The sequence below is a fragment of the Nocardia sp. SSK8 genome, assembly GCF_037034205.1.
GTDB lineage: Bacteria > Actinomycetota > Actinomycetes > Mycobacteriales > Mycobacteriaceae > Nocardia.
On record NZ_JBAGKD010000003.1, the window covers coordinates 367,102 to 380,776 of the forward strand.

The 13,675-nt window shown below is 70.5% G+C and carries 14 protein-coding genes; 11 read left to right on the forward strand and 3 right to left on the reverse strand.

Going from position 1 to position 13,675, the window contains the following annotated elements:
• The first annotated feature begins 167 nt into the window (after nt 1–167).
• The gene (locus tag WA675_RS08475) at nt 168–1,394 is read left to right on the forward strand and encodes a serine hydrolase domain-containing protein (RefSeq protein WP_336083358.1); all 1,227 of its coding nucleotides are present in this window, start codon (nt 168–170) and stop codon (nt 1,392–1,394) included.
• Nucleotides 1,395–1,490: 96 nt separating this feature from the next.
• On the opposite strand, the gene WA675_RS08480 is transcribed toward WA675_RS08475, so the two are convergent.
• The 3 genes from WA675_RS08480 to WA675_RS08490 form a co-directional block, all read right to left on the reverse strand.
• On the reverse strand, nt 1,491–2,426 hold the full coding sequence (locus tag WA675_RS08480) for a hypothetical protein (RefSeq protein ID WP_336083360.1): 936 nt from the start codon (nt 2,424–2,426) through the stop codon (nt 1,491–1,493).
• 2 nt (nt 2,427–2,428) lie between these two features.
• On the reverse strand, nt 2,429–2,647 hold the full coding sequence (locus WA675_RS08485; protein ID WP_336083362.1) for a hypothetical protein: 219 nt from the start codon (nt 2,645–2,647) through the stop codon (nt 2,429–2,431).
• A gap of 121 nt (nt 2,648–2,768) precedes the next feature.
• Nucleotides 2,769–4,010: a PucR family transcriptional regulator gene (locus tag WA675_RS08490; protein ID WP_336083364.1), complete on the reverse strand. Its 1,242-nt coding sequence runs from the start codon at nt 4,008–4,010 to the stop codon at nt 2,769–2,771.
• A gap of 298 nt (nt 4,011–4,308) precedes the next feature.
• On the opposite strand from WA675_RS08490, the gene WA675_RS08495 reads away from it, so the two are divergent.
• Genes WA675_RS08495 through WA675_RS08540 form a run of 10 tightly spaced genes read left to right on the forward strand, consistent with a single transcriptional unit; the run spans nt 4,309 to nt 13,556 of the window.
• Entirely contained in the window at nt 4,309–5,133 is an 825-nt protein-coding gene (locus WA675_RS08495) for an MlaE family ABC transporter permease (RefSeq protein ID WP_336083609.1), read from the forward strand.
• Nucleotides 5,130–5,990 (forward strand): ABC transporter permease, encoded by an 861-nt coding sequence (locus tag WA675_RS08500; RefSeq protein WP_336083365.1) that lies wholly within the window; start codon nt 5,130–5,132, stop codon nt 5,988–5,990. Before WA675_RS08495 ends, WA675_RS08500 begins: the two co-directional genes overlap by 4 nt.
• 27 nt (nt 5,991–6,017) lie before the next feature.
• On the forward strand, nt 6,018–7,031 hold the full coding sequence (locus WA675_RS08505) for an MlaD family protein (protein ID WP_336083367.1): 1,014 nt from the start codon (nt 6,018–6,020) through the stop codon (nt 7,029–7,031).
• A complete protein-coding gene (locus WA675_RS08510; RefSeq protein WP_336083369.1) occupies nt 7,028–8,035 on the forward strand; it encodes an MCE family protein in 1,008 nt (335 codons plus the stop codon). The genes WA675_RS08505 and WA675_RS08510 overlap by 4 nt, the downstream gene beginning before the upstream one ends.
• Nucleotides 8,023–9,054 carry an MlaD family protein gene (locus tag WA675_RS08515; RefSeq protein WP_336083370.1) on the forward strand — a complete coding sequence of 344 codons (1,032 nt, stop codon included), beginning with the start codon at nt 8,023–8,025 and terminating at the stop codon, nt 9,052–9,054. The genes WA675_RS08510 and WA675_RS08515 overlap by 13 nt, the downstream gene beginning before the upstream one ends.
• Nucleotides 9,054–10,124, forward strand: coding sequence for an MlaD family protein (locus tag WA675_RS08520; protein ID WP_336083372.1), 1,071 nt, complete (start codon nt 9,054–9,056; stop codon nt 10,122–10,124). Before WA675_RS08515 ends, WA675_RS08520 begins: the two co-directional genes overlap by 1 nt.
• Nucleotides 10,121–11,188 carry an MlaD family protein gene (locus WA675_RS08525; RefSeq protein ID WP_336083374.1) on the forward strand — a complete coding sequence of 356 codons (1,068 nt, stop codon included), beginning with the start codon at nt 10,121–10,123 and terminating at the stop codon, nt 11,186–11,188. Before WA675_RS08520 ends, WA675_RS08525 begins: the two co-directional genes overlap by 4 nt.
• The gene (locus WA675_RS08530) at nt 11,185–12,144 is read left to right on the forward strand and encodes an MlaD family protein (protein ID WP_336083376.1); all 960 of its coding nucleotides are present in this window, start codon (nt 11,185–11,187) and stop codon (nt 12,142–12,144) included. Before WA675_RS08525 ends, WA675_RS08530 begins: the two co-directional genes overlap by 4 nt.
• 21 nt (nt 12,145–12,165) lie before the next feature.
• Nucleotides 12,166–12,759 (forward strand): hypothetical protein, encoded by a 594-nt coding sequence (locus WA675_RS08535; protein ID WP_336083377.1) that lies wholly within the window; start codon nt 12,166–12,168, stop codon nt 12,757–12,759.
• Between the two features lie 2 nt (nt 12,760–12,761).
• A complete protein-coding gene (locus WA675_RS08540; RefSeq protein ID WP_336083379.1) occupies nt 12,762–13,556 on the forward strand; it encodes an MBL fold metallo-hydrolase in 795 nt (264 codons plus the stop codon).
• Nucleotides 13,557–13,675 lie beyond the last annotated feature (119 nt).

The window sequence follows — 13,675 nt, forward strand, 5'->3', positions numbered from 1 at the left end:
TGAAAGAATCCGGGGAAATTCTTCGTTCGGGAGGAATTCGGTGCGGGGTCCGTCGGCGGGCCCGCGGACTATCGAAATGCCTGTTGTTGTTCGGTAACGTGAACATTCCGGCTTGCTTCGGAGTGATCCGGCGTGGGTCTGTCAATGGTGACAAGTGAGGTGTGTTCATGTGTGCAGCGTCGTCGCGCTCGGAAGTGCCGGGGATCGCGATTCGCGGTAGTTCGGCTCCGCGGTTCCAGGAAGCGATCGATCGGTTCGGCCGGTTGTTCGGGGGCGGGCGCGGGGGTGGCGCGCTGACCGTCTACCACCGGGGACAACGAGTGGTCGATGTCTGGACCGGATGGGCCGACGCGGCGCAGACGGTGCCGTGGCAGGAGAACACGGCGGCACTGTCGTATTCGACCTCCAAGGGTGTGACCTCGACGGTGCTGCATCTGCTGGCCGAGCGCGGGCTGGTGGACTACGCGGCGCCGGTGGCGGAGTACTGGCCGGAGTTCGGGGTCAAGGGCAAGGCGAACATCACCGTCGCCGAGGCGATGAGTCATCGAGCCGGGCTCTCGCGCATCGGGGTCTTCGCCCGCAGTGTCGAGGAGCTCGCCGATCACGAACTGATCGAGGACCGGCTCGCGGCCGCGGCGCCGGACCGGTTCCGGGGGATCCCGGCCTATCACGCGATCAGCTACGGCACCCTCATCGCCGGGATCGCGCGCGCGGTCACGGGCAAGAGCATGGGCGAGCTGTACCGGACCGAGCTGGCCGAACCGCTCGGCGAAATCGGACTGCGCCTGGGCGATCCGGGTCCGGACGCGCCGATCACCGTGGCGCGGACCCACGGTTCGGAGCTCCCGTTCGGTATTCCCCAGGCGGGCACGGTGATCAAGTACGCCGCGCGTACCCCGGTGCCTGGTGCGGGCTTCCTGCGCTCGATCTACACCGAGGGCCTCGACCGGCTGTCCGTGGGCCCGGAGCCCGCCATCCTGCGCGGTGAGCTGCCCGGCGCGAACGGGGTTTTCACCGCCCGCTCGCTGGCCGCGGTCTACAACGCGATCGCCACCGAGTCGGCGTTGTTCCCGCGCGCCCGGGTGCGCGCGATGGCGCGGTTGCAGTCGGTGCTGCCCGATCGCAATCTGCTGCTGCCGATGGGCTGGCGGCTGGGGTACCACTCGTTCCCCGTGGTCGGCGCGCCCCAGGCATTCGGGCATGTCGGCTTCGTCGGTTCGGGCGGCTGGGCCGATCCCGCGTCGGGGCTGGCTGTCGGTTTCGTGCACAACTGGGCGCCGGAAGCGCGCCTGCTGCCACGCGATCAGTTCGTGCTGATCGGACTGCTGTCGGCGATCGTGCGGGGTGCCGGGAAGGACGCGGGCGAGCCGGTCGCCCTGCCGAAGGCTGGCTGAGCCACGAACGGCGATGCCGTCGGCGAAGGATCTTCGCCGACGGCATCTTTCGTCTCCGGGCCGGTTCGCCGCGCGCGGAGCGGCCCGCAAACGGTCTCAGGATCGCAAGGCGCGCAACTCGTCCAGGCTGCCCCGGAGATCGGCGGCCGCGGCCGCGTCGGTGAGGGCGGTGGCCAGCTCCGGTGCGGACTCGAGCAGCTCGGCGACGCGGTCGCGGCGCTCGGGGCCGGTGGCCGCGAGCACGGTGAACAACTCCGCGAGGGCGCCGTGGTCCACGGCCGCGGAGACGAAACCGCGCAGCTGATCGGCATCGAGGCTGTCGATCAGCGTGGTGGCCAGGTGCGCGCGCAGGTCGTCGCCGAGCCGGGCCAGCACCGAGAGGGTGGCGGGCAGTGTCTCGTCGGTCGCGGGGGCGGCGGCGCGGATGATGGTCTCGCACCGGGCGATCGGCAGCCGTCGCACCACCGCGTCGAGGCGCCCGGCATCGGGGATGATCGCCACCGTGCGCAGCAGGCCGATGTCGTCGGCGATGCCCTGCTCCAGGTCGTCGACCAGAGCGTCGGTGGCGAACTCGACGAAGCGGCCCGCGGTCGGGTAGTTCTGGCGGCGCAGCAGCTCGACGGCGGTGGGGATCAGCATCGCGCCGGTGAGCCGGGGCGCGAGCGCGGCGACCGTACGCGGATCCATGTGAGGTGCGGAATCGGCGAGGTAGGGCGCGGGCAGCGCGGTCAGTACGTCGGCGATCCGGTCCGGATGGGCCAAGCCGAGCGAACCGCCCGCGCGACCGGCCACCTCGGGCGGCACCACGGCGACGGCGATCTTGACCAGCAGCGCGTTGGGAACCAGCGGAGCCAGCTTGGACAGGCGGGCGAAGACGGGTTCGTCGGCGTCGAAGAGCAAGCTCGACAACCGTTCCCGCAGCGCGCGCAGGTCGTCGGCACCGAGCCGGGTGAGGTCGGCGAGCTGGGCGGGTTCGGCGCGCAGGGTCTGCGTGAGCAGGTGGAGCTGGCCGTGGGTGAGCAGATCGGTCATGGCTACTTTCCGAACATGATCTTGCGGGCGGGAATACGCACGAGCCTCGGCAGGAAGCCGAGAATGTCGTCGATCGCGGTGTCGAGTTCGGTGCGCCGTCGCTGCCGGGTGCTCAGGAAGAGCGTGAGTACCGTGACCGCTTCCTCCTGGGTGAGCCGCGAGATGACGTCGGCCGGTTCGCCGCCGAGCTCGGCGAGCAGGACCGTATTGGCGTCGGACAAGGGGAAACTCTCCTTCGGATCGTCGAAGGACCAGTATCGAATCGGGAAATCGCGCTTGTCACTGCACGCGACGGAGAAAGGGGCCGTCCGTGTTTGTCGCCGAGAACGAAACTCCGGGCCGCTATTCGTGGTCGGAAACGCCCGTCGGCGGAAAGAGTTCGTACACGGTCAACGCGGCGGCCAGCATGCGCGAATCGTAGGGATCGGACGGATCGAATCCGGTCAGATCCGCGACCCGGCGCAAGCGGTAGCTGAAGCTGTTCGGATGCAGATGCACCGCCTCGGCCGCGCGTTTGCGGTCCCAGCCGTAGCGGATATGGGCCTGCAGGGCCTCCAGTAGATGGGGGTGTTCGAGCAGCGGGAGCACCCGGGTTGCCAGCCGGTCGCGAGCCGGGCCGGGGCGGGTGAGCTGGTATTCGAGCATCAGGTCGTCGAGGGTGTAGGTGCCCGAGGGCTTGCCCAGGCTCAGGGCCAGCTCGGCGAGTTCGGTGATCTCCTTGACCGCTTCGGGGAGCCGGGCCCGCGCCACGGAGTGGACTTCGATCACCACGACGGCGGTATCGAGCTGGCGGGCCAGGTCGGTGGCCAGCGCGTGGTAGCGCACGGCGTCGGAGCCGTCGGCGGGCGGGGGCAGCAGCACGTAGCCGGTCGTGCCGTCGAAGGTGTGCAGCGGGCTCAATCCGGACAGATCGTCGAGGATCTCCCTGGCCAGCCGGACGCGCCTGCGGGTAATGGCGTTCTCGGCCAGCGCGACCCGGCGGTCGCCCGCGGGCACTCGCACCGCGAGCAGGTCGTATTCGTCGGCGAGCGCGATATCGGCGCGCACGGCCAACTCCTCGGCCGAACCGCCGTGCAGCAGCGCCGAGGACAGCTCGCGCAGGGCCTCGCGCTCGGTACCGAAGATCGACTGGACGACCTCGGCGTGGGTCTCGGCGATGATGATGTTGAGGTGCTCGAGTAGATCGAGCAGCAGCCTCGTCACGGTCACCAGATCGGCCAGATCCTCGGGCCGCGCCTGGGCGCCGATCTCCTGCCAGAGCCGGTGCACACCGCCGAAGAACGCCTTCAGTGCGATTCGCAGCGGAATGCGTTCCTCGGCCTGCCGTTCGACGATCGGGGCCACCAGCGCGGTGATCTCGTCGACGTCGAGTTCGCGTTGCTCGTCGATCGCCCGCAGGATCTCGCCCACCACCGCGACGATCGCCGGAACGACATCGTCGGCGAAATGGCCGGGTGGCAACTGCTCGGTCCCGGGGATCTGCGCGAGACCCGCGTCCATCAACTCGCTGGCGAACCCGGCCAGTTGCGGAATGGTGCGAGTGATGAGTGGGGTGTCGAGGCTCAGTGGCCGGGCGGACTGCATCCGCCGATTGTGACCGCTGACGAGGCTGCCGCACAATCTTCGTCAGCTGGTCAGTTGACCATTGAAATTGCTGGTGGCAGTACACAGCCGGTGAACGGACCGATTAGTGCCGTGAGACAAAGACGGCACCGGCATGTTCTCGACATCGTGCAGTGACAAGGGCTCGAGCACTTCCATAGATTCGAACATCGTTCACGGTTATGGCCCGGGTCACAATTCGGGTGGTTTTCGAGGGGAAGGCACCGAAGCATTGGAGGACGACCTCCGCAGCGGAATATCGACAACCCCGCCGCCCCGGATCGAACCACCCGGACTGCCCAAGCTGCTCGGCGGCAATCTCGCCGACACCCTCGGCTCGTCGGTCCGCACGCTCGGCCGCGCGGTGGTGCTCGCGGTCACCTCGGTGCTCGGGGCCTGCACCGATGTCGCCGCCCGCAAGCTGCAGTGGCGCGAGATCCTCACCCAGGCCTGGCGACTGGTGACGGTCACCGCGATTCCCGCGATCCTGATGGCGGTGCCGTTCGGGGTGATCGTCTCGGTGCAGGTGGGCAATCTCATCCACACCCTCGGCGCGGATTCGCTGCTCGGCGCCACCGGCGGCCTCGGCGTGATCAAGCAGGGCGCGCCCATGGCCACCGGCTTCCTGCTCGGTGGCGCGGGCGCCTCGGCCATCGCCGCCGACCTCGGCGCGCGCACCATCCGCGAGGAGATCGACGCGCTGCACACCATGGGCATCAGCCCGGTGCACCGGCTGGTGATCCCGCGGATGATCGCCATGGTCCTGGTCGCGCCGCTGCTGAACATCCTGATCATCTTCGTCGGCGTGCTGGCCGGATACCTGGTGGCGATCGGCGGGCAGAACGTGACGCCGGGCAGCTACTGGGCCACCTTCGGCTCCTTCACCACCGTCGCCGATGTGTGGGTCTCGCTGGTCAAGGCGGTGATCTTCGGGTTCCTGGTGGTAATGATCGCCTGTCAGCGCGGCCTGGAGGCCAAGGGCGGTCCGCGCGGGGTGGCCGACGCGGTGAACGCCTCGGTGGTGCTCTCGGTGGTCTGCATCGTCGTGGTCAATCTCGCGATCACCCAGGTGACCGCCATGTTCCTGCCGACGAGGCTGGCATGAGTTCTTCCTACGCGCCCTTCGGCCTGGGCCGCATCGACCGCTGGCGCCGCGACGGCGGGCCGACCCGCCCGCTGGAAAACCTCGGCTTCGCCCTGGTTTTCGTCTGGCAGGCGCTCTCGGCCATCCCGCTGACCCTGCGCCGCTACCGCGCCGAGACCATGCGCTCCATCTCCGGCATGACCTGGGGCAGTGGCTCGGTGATCGTCGGTGGCGGCACGGTGCCGATGATGATCGTGCTCGGCCTGGCCATGGGCGGTTCGGTGGCGGTGGAATCCTTCGCCACCCTGAACATGCTCGGCATGGGCCCGGTCACCGGGCTGATCTCGGCCTACGCCACCACCCGTGAGCTCGCGCCCATCGCGGCGGCCATCGGCTTCGCCGCGCAGGCGGGCTGCCGGATGACCGCCGAGATCGGCTCCATGCGGATCTCCGAGGAGATCGACGCCATCGAGGCGCTGGGCCTGCGCTCGATCCCGTTCGTGGTCACCACCCGCGTCATCGCCGGGGCGATCGCGATCATCCCGACCTTCCTGATCGGGCTGATCCTGTCGTATCTGTCCTGCCGGGCGGTGATCACCATGGTCCACGGCCAGTCGGCGGGTGTCTACGACCATTATTTCTTCCAGTTCGTCACCGGGTTCGACATCGTCGCCGCGGTGGTGAAGGTCGCGATCTTCGCGACCGTGGTGATCCTGATCCAGTGCTACTACGGCTTTTTCGCCGCCGGGGGACCGCAGGGCGTCGGCATCGCCTCCGGCCGGGCGGTGCGCGCCAGTTTCGTCGCGATCATCGCCATCGACATGTTGTTGTCCATCGCGCTGTGGGGTTTCAACTCCGCCATCGATTTCACGGGGTAGGGGATGCCGAATTACGGATTGCCAGGGGTGTCCATCGGGCGGCGCGCGGCGATCGTGGTGGGCGCGGTGACCGTCGTCGCCGTCGCGGCCGGGCTGCTGGGCTGGCAGGTCGCCACGCGCGATGACGAGATCGCGGGCACCGAGATCGTGCTGCGCACCGAGCGGCTCGGCGACGGCATCGTCGTCGGCACGCGGGTGCGCGCGGACGGGGTGCTGGTCGGGGAGGTCACCGAGATCGCCCCGCTCGCGCCGGGGAAACAGACCATCACCCTGGACGTGGACGGCGACCAGCTCGCCGGCATCGATGACAGCATGACCGTCGACTACGCCACCTCGAACCTGTTCGGCATCAGCGAGATCCAGCTGCGGCCCGGCCGTGGCGGGGCGCCGTTGCGCGCGGGTTCGGTGGTCGACCTGACCGGCCCGCGCGCCGGGGACGCCGTCGACGCGACGATGGGCTCGCTGCTGCGTGGCCTGTCCACGGTCGGTGACCAGGCGCTGGCCGCCCGCGTCGCGGTGGTGCTCGATCAGCTCGCCACCGACACCCGCGCCTTCACACCGCTGCTGCAGGCCATGGTGGTCACCGCGCGCACCATCGCCGACCACCAGACCATGTCGCCGTCGTTCCAGCTCGAACAGCTCGGCGGGGCACTGGGCGGGGTCGCGCCGTTCGCCGGTGCCACCGTCGACGTGATCGATCGCGTCTACCGGATCGACGCCCTGCGCGAGAACCGGCCGCGGTTCGACGCCACCGTGAACATGGTGGTGGAACAGCTGTTCCCGGCCCTGCAGACGATGATGAACCACGCGGGCGACCAGTTCCCGGCCTACGCCGCGATGGCGGTGCCGCTGCTGTCGGCGGTGGCGAACGCCGTGCCCGACCCCCAGCGCAGCAGCGCGGAAGTGACCGCGCTGCTGGCGAACCTGCGCTCGGCGTTCACCGATTCCGACGCCGGCCCGGTGCTGAACGTCGACGTGGATCTGCGCATCGCCCCGGTGCCGATGATCCCGCTGCTGGCCGGTCAGGGGGTTCCGCGGTGACCTCGGTTCGTGGATCCGCCTGGCGCCTGGTGATCTTCGCCGCGGCGATGATCGCGGTGCTGGGGCTGGTGATCACCGCCATCCAGCGCCCGGTCGCCGGGGACACGGTGGCCTACCGGGCCGTGTTCACCGACGTGAACGGCCTGAAGACCGGCGACGACATCCGCCTCTACGGCGTGCAGGTCGGCAAGGTGAACGACATCTCGCTGCGCGGCACCGAGGCCGTGGTCGGCTTCACGGTGCGCACCGGCACCGCGGTGCACGGCAATTCGCGCCTGGCGATCCGGTACCAGAATCTGACCGGCCAGCGCTATGTCGACCTGCAGCAGCCCGAGGCACCGTCCGGGACCACCCCGGCGGGCGGCACCATCGGCACCGATCGCACGATTCCGTCCTTCGATGTGACGGCGCTGTTCAACGGTTTGAAGCCGGTGCTGGCGACCCTCTCGCCGGAGGCGCTGAACCAGTTCACCACCAGCCTGCTCGCGGTGATCGAGGGCGACGGCGACGGCATCGGCCCGGCGCTGGCGGCCATCGGCACGCTCAGCGGGTACGTCACCGACCGGCAGGCCGTGATCACCACACTGATCAGCAATCTCGCGAACATCTCCGACGCGCTCGGCGGCCGATCCCAGCACTTGGTGACCCTGCTGTCGAAGCTGGCCGACGTGTTCACCTCGCTGCAGATCAAGATCGACGGCCTGGTCGACTTCGCGCTCACGGCACCACCGGTACTCGGCCCGGTCGACTCGCTGATGGCGACCCTCGGCCTGACCGAGAACGAGAACCCCGACCTGGCCGCGGCGCTGGCCCAGGCTGTGCCCGACCCGGCCGCGGTCGCCGAAGTCCTCGGCAAGCTGCCCTCGCTGCTCGCGGGCCTGCGCGCGGCGCTGCCCGCCACCGGCACGGCCGTCGAGAAGACCTGTGCCAAGGGCGAAGCCGACGTGCCCGCCCCCGCCGCCATCCTCTTCGCTGGACAGCAGGTGTCGATATGTCGAGGCTGACCGGGATGATCGCCCGGGCGCGCGCGCTGGCGACGAGCCGGGACGCGTCCGCCATCCGGCGCACCGAACTGTGGGTCGGCGTGGCAGGCATCGTGGCGCTGGTCGTCGGCCTGCTCGCGGTCGCTGTGCTGTATGCGGTGCCCTTCGGCAAGCGGACCTATACCGCGTTGCTGCCCGAGGCGCAGTCGGTGCAGGTCGGCGACGATGTGCGGCTGGCCGGTGTGCCGGTCGGGTCGGTGACCGGGCTCGAGCTCACCGACGACGACGTGGAGATGCGCTTCACCGTGGACAGCGATGTCTTCGTCGGCGCCGAGACCGGACTCGACATCCGGATGCTCACCATCGTCGGCGGGCACTATGTCGCGCTGGTTCCGGCGGGCACGCGCCCGCTGGGTGATACGCCGATCCCCGCTGACCGGGTACGCCTGCCCTACAACCTGGCCCAGGCGTTCCAGGACGCCGTGGCGCCGGTCGCGGCGATCGACGGTGACCGGTTGCGCGCGAATCTCGAGGCGCTGAGCACCTCGATCACCGCGAGCCCGGACGGGATCCGCGACACCGTCGCCGGGATCGGGCAGTTCGTGGCCGCGCTGGATCGCCAGCGCGCCGACGTCGCCGCGGCGATCTCGATCGCCGACGAACAGCTCGGCGCGGTCGATCTGGCCCGCGGTGAGCTGGGCAGGCTCGTCGAGAAGATCTCGCTGCTGGAGACCGTGCTGGCCGACAAGCGCAACGAGGTGCGGCTGGCGGTCGAACAACTCGATCGGGTGGTGAGCCGCCTGGCCGGTCTCCAGCCCAGCTGGGAATCGACCGGGGCGCCGCTGGCGCGCAAGCTCGCCGACGCCGTGCCCGAGCTCATCGCGCTCGGTGACCGCTTGCAGCCGGTCATCGACGGGGTGCACGCGCTGGCCCAGCAGCTCGGCGCGCTGGTGCCGATGCCGGGAACGGTGGTCGTGGACCAGTCGGCGGCCACGGTGGACGGCCCGGTGTGTGTGCCGGTGCCGGGAAGGGTGTGCTGATGCTGCGCAGGCTGGTTTCCTCGCGCGGGTTCGTCTCCGTCGTCGCCACTGGCACGGTGGCGATCCTGGCCGCCGCGCTCTACCTGCTGGTCCTGCGGCCGCCGGTGACGACCAAGGCCTACTGCGCGATGCTGCCCGACACCATCGGGCTCTACGTGGGCAATCACGTCACGCTGCGCGGGATGTCCGTCGGGGAGGTCACCGCGATCGACCCGCAGGGCGAGGCGGTGCGGGTCGACTTCGCTGTCGACGAGCGCCATCCCGTGCCCGCCGACGCCGCGGCCGTGACCGTGTCCGACACGATCGTCGCCGACCGGGAACTGGCGGTGCTGCCCGGCGGCGATCCCGCCGGACAGCGCGACGCCAACGGGTGCATCACCCGGACGCTCACGCCCAAGAGCATCACCCAGACCCTCGACGCGGTCGCCGGGCTGGCCCGCCAGACCCTCGGCACCGACTCCGGCACCGGCGACGCGCTGCGCCGCGGGCTGGCCGCGCTCGACACCGCGACGGCCGGGACCGGGCCCGACATCAATACCGGGATCGCCGATCTGGCCGCGCTGCTGGACAGTCCCGACGCCGCCATCGCGCACCTGGGCGGCATCCTCGACTCGCTCGCCGCGATCTCGGGCAGCGTGGCCGACCGGTGGGGTGACATCCGGCTCATGCTGACCCGGCTGGCCACCGTGCTCGACCAGGTCAACAACGAATTGTTCAGCCGCACCGTGGAGATCATCGACGGTTTCCAGCGGGTGCTGCCGATGCTCAACGAGATCACCACGCTGTTCGGTGACCCGATCTTCCGGGTGCTCGACGCCACGGTGCCGTTGGTGCGGCTGATCCGGGTCAATGTGGACACCCTGCGCGATATCGCCGTGCGGGTGCCTGTGCTGGCCGCGGCGGCCACGACGGCCACCGACCCGGCGCGCGGTGTGGACTACCTCGGCCCGCGGGTCGCGCTGCCGCCGGAGCTCGCGGCCGAACTGTGCGCGCTCGACGGTGATCCGCAGTGCGATCCCGCGCGGATCCCGCTGTCGCGGGTGGTATTCGGATTGGCAGGAGGCCGATGAAGTACTCGATCGGGGCACGCCGGCGGCGGGCGGTGGCGGTGCTGGGCTGCACCGCCGTGCTCGCGCTGACCGGCTGCGGCTTCGACCCCGCCGCGATTCCGGTCCCGGGCTCCGGCCCCGCCGGGGAGACCTATCCGGTGCGGATCGAATTCGCGAACGCGCTCAATCTGCCCGCCAGGGCGAAGGTGATGGCCGACGGCGTGCGGGTCGGGACGGTGTCGCGGGTCGAGGTGGTCGACGAGCCGCCCGGCGGCTATGTCGTCGTGACCACCGACATCACCGATTCGGTGGTGCTGCGCACCGACACTGTCGCCCAGCTGCGCCAGAACACGGTGCTCGGCGACATCCACATCGAACTCACCGCCACCACGGACACCTCCGCGCCGGTGCTCGGCCCCGGCGGCGTGATCCCGCGCGAGCGCACCCGCCCGGCCGCCCAGATCGAGGACACCCTCGCCGGACTGTCCACCCTGGTCCAGGGCGGGGCGATCACCCGCTTCCAGGACATCGTCGACCAGCTCAACGCCGTGGCCCCGGACGATCCGGCCGAGACCCGGCGGATCGCCCAGGTGATCGGCACCGACCTGCAGGACCTCGCGGGGAACCTGCACGCCGTCGACGCGCTGCTCGGCGGGATGAGCCGCACGGTCGGCACCGTCGAGTCGCGCAAGGAGCAGCTCGCCGAGCTGCTCACCGAACCCGGTGTCGCGCAGGCCTCGGCCGCGGTCGCCTCGATCGTCAATGTGGTCGGGGTGCTCGGCGCGCTGGGCGCCGTGGCGCACTCGCTGGCGTGGCTGGCCCCGCTGGCCGCCTCCGGTGACGCCGCGGCCAGGGCGTTCGTGCCGCTGGCGCTGACCGGCAGGCCGCTGGATCTGTCGGCGCCGTCGAATCTCAACGCGCTGGTGGCGCTGATCCGCGACCGGATCATCCCGTTCGTCGAACGCGGGCCGAAGGTGAACATCACCGGCGCGCGCGTCGGCACGAGCCCGGACGGACCGGCGGGCACCGAGGACCAGGTCGCCTCGATCACCCAGGCGCTGCGGATGATCGGCGCGGTGCGATGAAGCGCGGCCCGCTGATCTCGATGCTCGGCATCCTGGTGATCTCGCTGGTCGGGGTCGGCTACCTGACCTTCGGCGTGGTGCGCTACGACCCACTGCGCGAACAGCTCTCGGCCACCATGGAACTGCCGGATTCGGCCGGGCTGCTCCCGGGTTCGCCGATCCTGCTGCGCGGGGTCGAGGTCGGCTCGGTGACGGGGGTGCGCCGCGCGCGCGACCACGTCGAGGTGCGGTTCAGCGTCGATCGGCGCTACGAGATCCCCGTCGACAGCACGGTGTTCATCGAAGCGATGTCCGGCCTGGGCGAGCCCTATGTGGTGTTCGCGCCGAGCTCCCGTGGCGGGCCCTACCTGAGCGACGGGCAGAGGCTGGCGGGGGAGCGGATCCGCGCACCCATGCCGATCGCGGAGGTGGCCCGGATGATCACCGCGGCGCTGGACCAGCTCGATCCGCAGATCCTCGACCGGCTGGTCGGCACGGCCGAGGCCGCCCTGCGCGACACCGGGCAGCTGGTGCCGCGGCTGGCGCGGGCCGGTGACCTGGTGGCGGCCATGTTGATGAGCCGCGCGGCCACCTACGGCGAGCTGCTCACCGATTTCGAGCGGATCACCCCCGACATGGCCTGGGCCGGACCCTCGTTCGAGGCCGCGGCGCCGAAGTTCGTCGAGTTCGGTGAGCGGGTCGACGAGATCGCCGAGGCGGTCGATCGGCTGGTGCGGACCGGGAACACGCCGGAGATGTACGTCGAGGGCCACGGACTGGTCCCGTTCCTGGACCAGCTCACCGACTGGATCGACCGCGCGGGACCCGAACTCGCGCCGCTGGCCCCGGCGCTGCAACCGCTCGCCGACGCCGCCACCGCAGCGGCGAGCGGACTGGACCTGGGCGCGCTGATCGGCTCGGCGGCCGCCGCCAGCGCCCCCGCCGGGGCGCTGCACCTCCGGATCAACGTCAAATAGCAAGGCAATCGAGGTAATCGGATGAGTACACAGACCCTGGACACCCCCGCCCCGGCAGCCGAGGACGAGCCGCGCCCCGGCCCGGCCGGGGGACGGCAGGTGACCGTGCCCGTGTCGACCCTGCTGACCACCGCGCTGACCGCGCTGTGCGTGCTCGCGGCCGTGTGCTTCGCGGCGCTGTGGTGGAACACCCGCGCCGACCTGAACACCGAGCGGCAGGGCGCGGCCGACGCGGCACACGCCGAGCGGGTGGCCACCGACTACGCCGTCGGCGCCTCGCGGGTCGACTACCGCGACGTGAATTCCTGGGTCGGCAGGCTCAAGGCGGGCACCTCGACGGAGCTGGCGGCCAAGTTCGACGCCACCGCACCGAAACTGACCGAGATCCTGGTGCCGATGCAGTGGGCCTCGGAGGGCACCGCGTCCAGCGCGAAGGTCGCCTCGGAATCGTCGGGGGTGTATCAGGTCGACGTGTTCGTCGACGTGGACTCCACCAGCGCGCAGACCCCGGACAAGACCCGCACCACCGTGCACTACGCGGTCACCGTCGACGCGGGCAAGGGCTGGCAGGTCATCGATGTGGGCGGCGCCGGTGGCGCGCTGCCGCTGAAGTAGCCGTGCGCGTCCATCATCTCGACTGCGGCCCGATGGTCGGTGGCCTGGTCGATCACTGCCTGCTGATCGCGACCGACCGCCGGTTGATCCTGGTCGACACCGGATTCGGCACCCAGGACGTCACCGACCCCGCGCGCAGGCTCGGCCCGGTCCGGCGCGTGCTCGGCCTGCGGATCGACCACGACACCACCGCGCGCGCCCAGGTCGAACGGCTCGGCTACCGCGCCGCCGACGTCAGCGATATCGTGCTGACCCATCTCGACCTCGACCACGCGGGCGGCCTCGCCGATTTCCCGGACGCGCGTGTCCACGTGCACGGGCCGGAGCTGCGGGCCGCGCAAACGCCGCGCTGGACCGAGCGGCCGCGCTATCGGCCCGCGCAGTGGGCGCACGGCCCGCGCTGGGTCGTCAACGAAGCGAACGGTTCCGACACCTGGCTGGGTCTGAACGCGATCCGTGAGCTGCCCGGGCTCGGCGACGACATCCTCGTCGTGCCGCTCTACGGGCACACCAGGGGGCACGTGGGCGTCGCCGTGAACACCCCGGCGGGCTGGCTGCTGCACGCCGGCGACGCCTTCCTCACCCGGCGCGATCTCGACGTCCCGCTGCGCCGGCTCGCGATGACCGCCTACGGCGATCCGGGACCGCGCGCGGCGCTGGCCCGCTGGCACAACACCCGCGCGCTGGCCGACCTCACCGGGCGCGATCCCCGGCTGACGGTGTTCAGCTCGCACGATCGGGCGATGTTCGCCGCGCTGCGGGCCCGCGCCACCGGGGCCGGAAATCGGGATATGTGAGCAATCCAGGGGTCCGGATTCTCCCATTCGTACAGTGACAGCAACCACTCGGTTCCCGAACAATCTTGGTGAGGCCGTGTGTGTTTCGGTGCCGGAACGGCGCTGCGCGGCTCGCTACC

What these genes read in the sequence shown, in the direction of transcription:
- WA675_RS08530 (WP_336083376.1), top strand. Translation starts at nt 11,185, where the DNA reads ATGAAGCGCGGCCCGCTGATCTCGATGCTCGGCATCCTGGTGATCTCG.
- WA675_RS08520 (WP_336083372.1), top strand. Translation starts at nt 9,054, where the DNA reads ATGCTGCGCAGGCTGGTTTCCTCGCGCGGGTTCGTCTCCGTCGTCGCC.
- WA675_RS08480 (WP_336083360.1), bottom strand. Translation starts at nt 2,426, where the DNA reads ATGACCGATCTGCTCACCCACGGCCAGCTCCACCTGCTCACGCAGACC.
- WA675_RS08500 (WP_336083365.1), top strand. Translation starts at nt 5,130, where the DNA reads ATGAGTTCTTCCTACGCGCCCTTCGGCCTGGGCCGCATCGACCGCTGG.
- WA675_RS08490 (WP_336083364.1), bottom strand. Translation starts at nt 4,010, where the DNA reads ATGCAGTCCGCCCGGCCACTGAGCCTCGACACCCCACTCATCACTCGC.
- WA675_RS08525 (WP_336083374.1), top strand. Translation starts at nt 10,121, where the DNA reads ATGAAGTACTCGATCGGGGCACGCCGGCGGCGGGCGGTGGCGGTGCTG.
- WA675_RS08475 (WP_336083358.1), top strand. Translation starts at nt 168, where the DNA reads ATGTGTGCAGCGTCGTCGCGCTCGGAAGTGCCGGGGATCGCGATTCGC.
- WA675_RS08535 (WP_336083377.1), top strand. Translation starts at nt 12,166, where the DNA reads ATGAGTACACAGACCCTGGACACCCCCGCCCCGGCAGCCGAGGACGAG.
- WA675_RS08515 (WP_336083370.1), top strand. Translation starts at nt 8,023, where the DNA reads ATGTCGAGGCTGACCGGGATGATCGCCCGGGCGCGCGCGCTGGCGACG.